The organism is Limosilactobacillus difficilis (genome assembly GCF_947387495.1).
Classification (GTDB): domain Bacteria; phylum Bacillota; class Bacilli; order Lactobacillales; family Lactobacillaceae; genus Limosilactobacillus; species Limosilactobacillus difficilis.
In genome coordinates this window covers 1-318 of the sequence record NZ_CANDNU010000121.1, presented here as the reverse complement: position 1 = coordinate 318, position 318 = coordinate 1, and the positions used below count along the sequence as shown (strand labels likewise).

The following is a 318-nucleotide window of genomic DNA, read 5'->3' as shown; positions in this document are numbered from 1 at the left end:
ACGGCACCAATGCTTTCTACATAGTAGCTAGGTGACCAAAGATGCCGGTTTTGCTGTTTCCAATAACTGGTTTGCAGATCTGGACATTCCCTGAACAATTTCCAGGCTGAAATACCCTTTAACCAGCGCACAATATTAGTAACTGATAGTTTTGGCGGGGCACTAATCAATAAGTGAATATGGTCGTCTTTGCCAATTTCCATGTGGGTAATTCTAAATCCATATTTTGAAGCAATTTCATGTAGACACTGCTTCAAGACAACTTCAACGTTTCCTTTCAACACTTTGTTGCGATATTTAGTTCCCCATATGATGTGG

The 318-nt window shown here is 40.3% G+C and carries 1 protein-coding gene; it reads right to left on the bottom strand.

The window, feature by feature from the left end:
* On the bottom strand, positions 1–318 hold a 318-nt coding region (gene tnpA / locus QOR82_RS09220; RefSeq protein ID WP_283584432.1), incomplete at both ends, for an IS200/IS605 family transposase.